At 34.9% G+C, this 6316-nt stretch carries 2 protein-coding genes and 1 pseudogene; all 3 read right to left on the reverse strand.

Going from position 1 to position 6316, the window contains the following annotated elements:
- Window positions 1-774: pseudogene (locus QD47_RS29025) on the reverse strand (RNA dependent RNA polymerase); the annotation flags it as partial.
- A 333-nt stretch (window positions 775-1107) separates the two neighbouring features.
- On the reverse strand, window positions 1108-1995 hold the full coding sequence (locus QD47_RS29030; protein ID WP_044649390.1) for a macro domain-containing protein: 888 nt from the start codon (window positions 1993-1995) through the stop codon (window positions 1108-1110).
- Window positions 1996-2056: 61 nt separating this feature from the next.
- A complete protein-coding gene (locus QD47_RS29035) occupies window positions 2057-5932 on the reverse strand; it encodes a reverse transcriptase domain-containing protein (protein ID WP_044649391.1) in 3876 nt (1291 codons plus the stop codon).
- Window positions 5933-6316 lie beyond the last annotated feature (384 nt).

The following is a 6316-nucleotide window of genomic DNA, read 5'->3' on the forward strand; positions in this document are numbered from 1 at the left end:
CTTCACACGACGATTCTGTTTATTCCACCCATTGAAGGTTTTATGGTCTTTTGGATCGGGAACAGACTTCGTGCGACCATTCCATGGGATCGTTTTATTCGGTATACGTTCTAACTTATGTAATTGTTCCTTGGATGGTTTCAATTCTTTCTTCGCTTTGAAATATTCACGTTGCTTCGTCTTTTCATCGAATATTAACTTCTGTTGCTCCAAATCTTCAGCACACTTTTCCACTTTCCATACATCTTCAATAATCGTTTCCTTTTCATAATCTGGAATGACGACAATACGAGGGATATAAGGGACTGATTGTGCCGCTGAACGACTCACACCAAGTGCTGCTTCCCACTTATGGATGTTGGTGAGTGACGGCATTTTGCCTAGTGTAATGCGCCGATACAGATCAGCAACATACTTTTCTTGGATAAATTCCGTTCGCTGTGTACGTCCCATCGCAGGTGACTTAATCGAACGGACATACTTCCTTCCATTATAATAGATTCCCTCTCGTAACATACGTTCAAACAAAGCAAGTTGCGATGGATCGTCTTCGTCAATTTGATCAGCTTTGAGCATAAAAATGACTTCGGTAACATCGATGGAAGGATCATGCTCTGCTACGACTCGCTTGAGTTGGTCGAGATAGATACTGTTTGATACAGTGATGGTACGAGTGTTGGATTGTGGCGCACAAAGTTGATTGCCTACATGAGTAATCTCGTTAAAGTGAAACAGTTTGATTTGGTATTGATTTCGTGTTGGATTACTGGACAAATTTTAGCCTCCTATTTAGTGATTTGGGTGATATGGTTGTGAACGTTCCATCCTAATGGGTCTTGTCTCTGTATAACAAACAGAAACAAGTGTTCGTATATATTTTATCGAATGTACGTTCGTATTGCAATGATTTTAAAAAATAATGTTCTGAAAGAGAAGATAGTTTATTGAGGAATGAAAAAGAACCGAAGGCAACATGCTTCGATTCTTTAAGCAAGTATCATATCTGTACACATATCTCAAATTTTTCTAGATTAAATTAGTACATTCCTAATTATGGTAAACTAATGTGGAGTACATATACAAAACGTTTAGTATAAATAACTCCTCCTATACCATACTGCCAAACTTACACATATAACGAAGGTATTCCTCCATATCATCTAATGAATATTCATGACGAAGAAAAGAATCAGGATGAATTACAAGAGTTAGTTCCTCTGTAAATTTATTATGATGAATGGCTTGAAGAAAACTTTCGACTATATCATGCATTAATTCAAATCGGTTTACATTAATACGATGCCTACCACTTCCCATTATAGGAATTACTAAAGGTTCTCTAGCTCCACTTGTAGAAATATATTCCCAAACAAAAGCAAGCCCTTGTTTTAAGTCATCATGACTAGGGATTCCTCTTCCATGAGAGTTCAATTTAGCGGTTACTACCATATAAGCTGCTTTCATTTTCTTAGTTGGTGTTTCTATCCTGATTACTGTGCCAATCGGAAATTCTTTAATTGGCTGATTATTAAACATACTCATCACGTGTTGCTTATCTATTAACTGGCTTTCTAACTGGCTATTAAATTCTGCTTCATTAGAAAAAAACTTCTTTTTATACTGAACTTGTGAAGAAGCTTCAGGCACATGGTCAAGTTTAAACCAAACATTTGTAGGAATTATTGCAACAGACCCTTTTTGCCGAAACATATCATCAACTTTAATAGTTATAGTAATATCTTTGTCCTTTAACCGAACTGTACGTGTTAATCGAGGACGGCTCAACCATATTGCAATAATAATACCAGCTATCAATACATACCAAACTGATATATCCCACATAGGCAATTTAGCCTTTTTCATATAATGATCTACAAAATTAATAAACATCCAAATAACAGAAAAAACTGACAGCCATTTAATTACGAACCCTTTAAAAGAGAATGTAACTTTCCATACATGGCTTGAAAAAAAAACTTTTATTTTTTTAATCACTAGCATATCTCCTTAATAATAAAAACATTATTCAACATCAAAGCATGCCTCTATTCTTTCATTAATTACGTCCAATGTAGCCCGCAGGTGATGTCTTCACTTCCATGGGAGCCTTATTCTGCTTGTTTTTTTTGAATATCGTTGGATCTAATTCGAAAACACTGACAGCTATTTGGTTTTGCCCATGGACATGAGCTATCAAACGTTCGTGTTTGGTAAATGGAGCTTGTGCTGTGGAACCTCCAAATTCACCTGAATTCGCTAGAATAACAGGTTGATACATATGATAATGCAATGCCCCCACCATATTATCAAACGTTTGCACATCCTTATTTAAGGCAGAAACAACGAATACATCAGAAACATCCCGTAAATCAGCAACAAGTGCTAAATCAGTGGCATCATAACAAATAGCCCCTGCAACACGTACCGCTTCATTGTCACCTTTTTTAAACTTAACAAGAACTTGGTATGGTCTGAATCCTTGTATACCCATTATTCTTTCATGCTCAGTCATATGATGCTTGCCTTGCCTAACTTCTATAAATTCCCTTCCAGTACGTTTTTCAGATCTTAATATCCATATTGCCTGATTAACTGGCTTATTCGTTACTTCATGTTTAAAGAATGTCATTCCTGCAAAAATACTAGCTTTCGTTGAATCTGATAATCGTCTTAAAAGCCAAAGGTCATCAGGATGGATGGATAATTCCGGAAAAACTATCAAGTCAACAATATCTTTATTTCTTCTATTCTGAGCTTTACACCAAGCTTTTAATTTTAGTCTTATTAGGTTACACACCGAAGCAATATGAGCCCGATGTTGTGCACGAAATGATGGAGTCCAGTGAGTAGGGTCCTTATCAATGAAATGGTTTACTTTAGGAAGTAATGTCTGAACAATCGCTATTCGAAACATACTGTCATCTGAACTTTGATAGCTTATTGTAGGAATTTCATAAACTGGAGTTCCAGTTACATTACCAAAAATCGATTGCTGGTACTGTATACGTGCAATAATAATATTCAACAGATCCCCCGCAGTACCAACTTCTTCAAAGCTACTAAGTAAATCACCATATATACTAATTCCAGGCCATTGTAACAAGCGAATTAGCAACTCGCTCAACCAAGGAGAAATAGGATCTTGATTTTTGTTCAAACCTATTGGTGAATTAATTAATCCAAAACGTCGGCTATACCAAGTTGAGCGCAAACCAGCATATCGTCCCACATCATCACGTGATAAAAAAGAAGTGGCTGTAAAATCAAACTCACCAGTCACACAGGATCTTAATATAGTACCTAACCCATACAGCCATTTTTTTTCTTTATTGACCCACGAAGGAAGTTCATATAATTTATGATCAGCAGTAACCTCTCCAGATTTACTGTTAATCTCTATTTCAAGAAAATTATCACTAAAATCAAGTTGTTGGATTTTACCCCAATCTGAGCATTTAACAGTTATTGATTTAACAGCTAATCCTTCTTTAAGTTTTTTTTCTATATCATCCATCTTTAAAATTTTGTAAGCAAGAAGTAAAAGTGCATTCTCCTGAGTAAAATGATTTTTATTACTTTGAATAACTCTTAATAAAGAAACTTTCTCGTTATTGAATAATTTAAGTTCGTTAGACGAAGTAAAATCAATGTTTCTTGGGATATATCCTAACCATTTTTCCCCTTTTGCTCTTCTTGACTTTTTTATTTCCTCTAAAAGATCTGATCTATTCAACGCGATTAGCTCAATTAATTCATGCTGTTCCTTTGGACTTAATTCGTTTATCAATTGCACAAACCATTGTGCAAATTTTTTAGAATTAGGATGAAGTTGTTGTACTATGAGAGCAGTAGGAAACCAAGCAATAACAGGCCTTTTTTCAACTGCTTGATATAACATAGCCTTGTGTAATATCATATATTCTCCAAGAGAACGTTTCTCTTTTATTTCAACTGTATCTCCTATTGATGCTAGAAAAAGCAATGCTTGTTGCTTTACATACCATGGTGAAATGGGACGTTCAATCAATATTCGCTTTGCGAAAGAGGCTAATTCTTGTCGGAAAGAGCTAATATCTACAGAACTCGGATATTCAACTTCCGACCTAAAACCAATATCTACAGCCCCCGCACGAAACAAATCAGCTACTACATATTCAATTGTCTTTATTTCTTTTATATTAGATGTCTCAGTTTGATTTGGAAACAACTTAAATTCCAATGCTTCTAATACCATGTCCAATAAATTTTTGTCAGGATATAAATCGAGACCACACCGTAACAATAAAGTTAACGAGGGATTACTCGCCCAACATGCAATTAATTTACGAGCAGTTGTTTCAAACTCATGGTCTAATATCACTCCAGAAGTTACATTCTTTAAAAATGCTTCTTCTCCTCCTCCCAAAGTTTCTTCGAGATCAGTCATACCCCTTCGTATTTTAAGTGATTTAGCAATACGCGTTGCTGCAAAACGCTTGAGCGTATCATCCCGAACATCAACATTTGGCCTAGAAATACGGGATAACTCCAACCAGTTAGTCCTTTTATCTTGTTCTTTTAGTAGTTGCTGTGATACCTGAAGAAGTCCATCAAGTCCTCCAGCCACTTGTTGTAACGAATCTATATCTGGAGTGCCGCTAAAAACACCTTGAATAACAGTCATCAGAGTCGAAACATTATTTTGTGTTGATGTCTGTCGGAAAGATGATACCTTTGTCTTCTCTTCATTTATTTTCAATTTGACTTTAGCGTCTATTTCTTTTAAGTATTCTTCCAACATTTTGTCTACAAATCTAGTAACAACTTTACTTATTTTATAATTATCAGTATCTTTTATATCATTTGTCTCTATAACCAAACGCAGATCATCCACGTAACGGCAATAATCTCGTAAAACCATATCAAAAATTTCTTGTTCATTATCTTCCTCAAATAGATCTATATAATTTTCAATTTTCTCATTAATTTTCCGACCTATCTTTTTATCAAAACCACTCATATAAGCATTTGACAAAAAACCACTTGCCACAAGTCCCTGAGGGAGCCCTTCTGGAAGTTTGTCATCTTCGAAAATATTATTTTCAACTTTCGGTGTTTCCCAACTCCATTTAAAAATATTTCTCAATATAATCCAAAATTCTTCGTTCGCCTTGTAACTAGGACCCAATTTATATGTCTTCACATAATTGTCATAGATAATTTTTAATTGATGCCAAAGCGCATCTCGATCTATATTATCAAAGAAACCCTTCAAATCAATATGTACAATAAAAAGATTCTGGTAGGAAGTCAACTTTGGAGCGATATACTGACAAATTTCTTTAGGACGAGAAAGAAATAGCCTATAGTCTTCATAAAATCTACGGTATAATTGTGAATTGCCCCAGCCAAATTTCGCTTGTTTTTTTTGATCGTGAGAAGAAAGCCACTCACAATGCAATCTATTTCCATAACTAAAAACTTGTTGCTTCTGTGCTTTCAGGAAGTTTTCTTCCTCCGAAGATCCTTGTTCAGTTTCGACAGCATCAGCTAGGCATAATAATGCCGCTGTAGCAATTGTCTGGTCTCTGATATTAAGATGAGCTAATGGTCTAAGTTTAGCTTCCCTAATAGATCCCCACAATTTATTATCACTCGTATCATTGTTATCAATATTCTTTTCTTCAAAGAAATCCCACTGAGCATTCTTAGGCGCTGGTACAACCTTCATTTTCCCCGGTTTATAATCTATTCTTTTACAGTACTTTCTCCATTCTTCTAGTTTCTTTTCGATGTTAATAGTAGAACAATCAAGTTCTAATACATCAGCATACCAATTATGACGACGAATGTACCTCTGCGTTTTCTTCCAAGCTTGCGCAAGTATAACATAGTCAGTAATAAATTCATCTCTTGGAGCAATAAATGAATATTTATCTTTTAATTCAGTCATTGTATTTCCACCTCATAAAAATGATTCAATTACCACTACCAAAATATAAATACGATACTATTGTATAGAAAATTATATCAAACTTATGATCCGTTAGATATAGTTCAATTCACAAAAACAAATAACACTTCTTGAAATATTAAATATTAATCCTACAAAATACCCAAAATGCAATATATCAAAGTATTTTCACCATAAAAGCACTTTCGATAAATATATAAATACAATTAAAAAAATGCCCACAAACAACATGAGCATTTTTAGAGGTATAAGCGGCACCTTCGCTACACTTTCACAAACAAAGAACTCCACCCTGCTGTTTTATCAGCTTTTGAGATGGAAATTAGCATTAGATTCCCATCAGTTGCGAAACATTCTTACAGT

It is taken from the genome of Paenibacillus terrae (assembly GCF_000943545.1).
In the GTDB taxonomy this organism is placed as follows: domain Bacteria; phylum Bacillota; class Bacilli; order Paenibacillales; family Paenibacillaceae; genus Paenibacillus; species Paenibacillus terrae_A.

Excerpts from the sequence above, each read along its gene's own strand:
- QD47_RS29035 (WP_044649391.1), bottom strand. The coding sequence starts at position 5,932 with ATGACTGAATTAAAAGATAAATATTCATTTATTGCTCCAAGAGATGAA.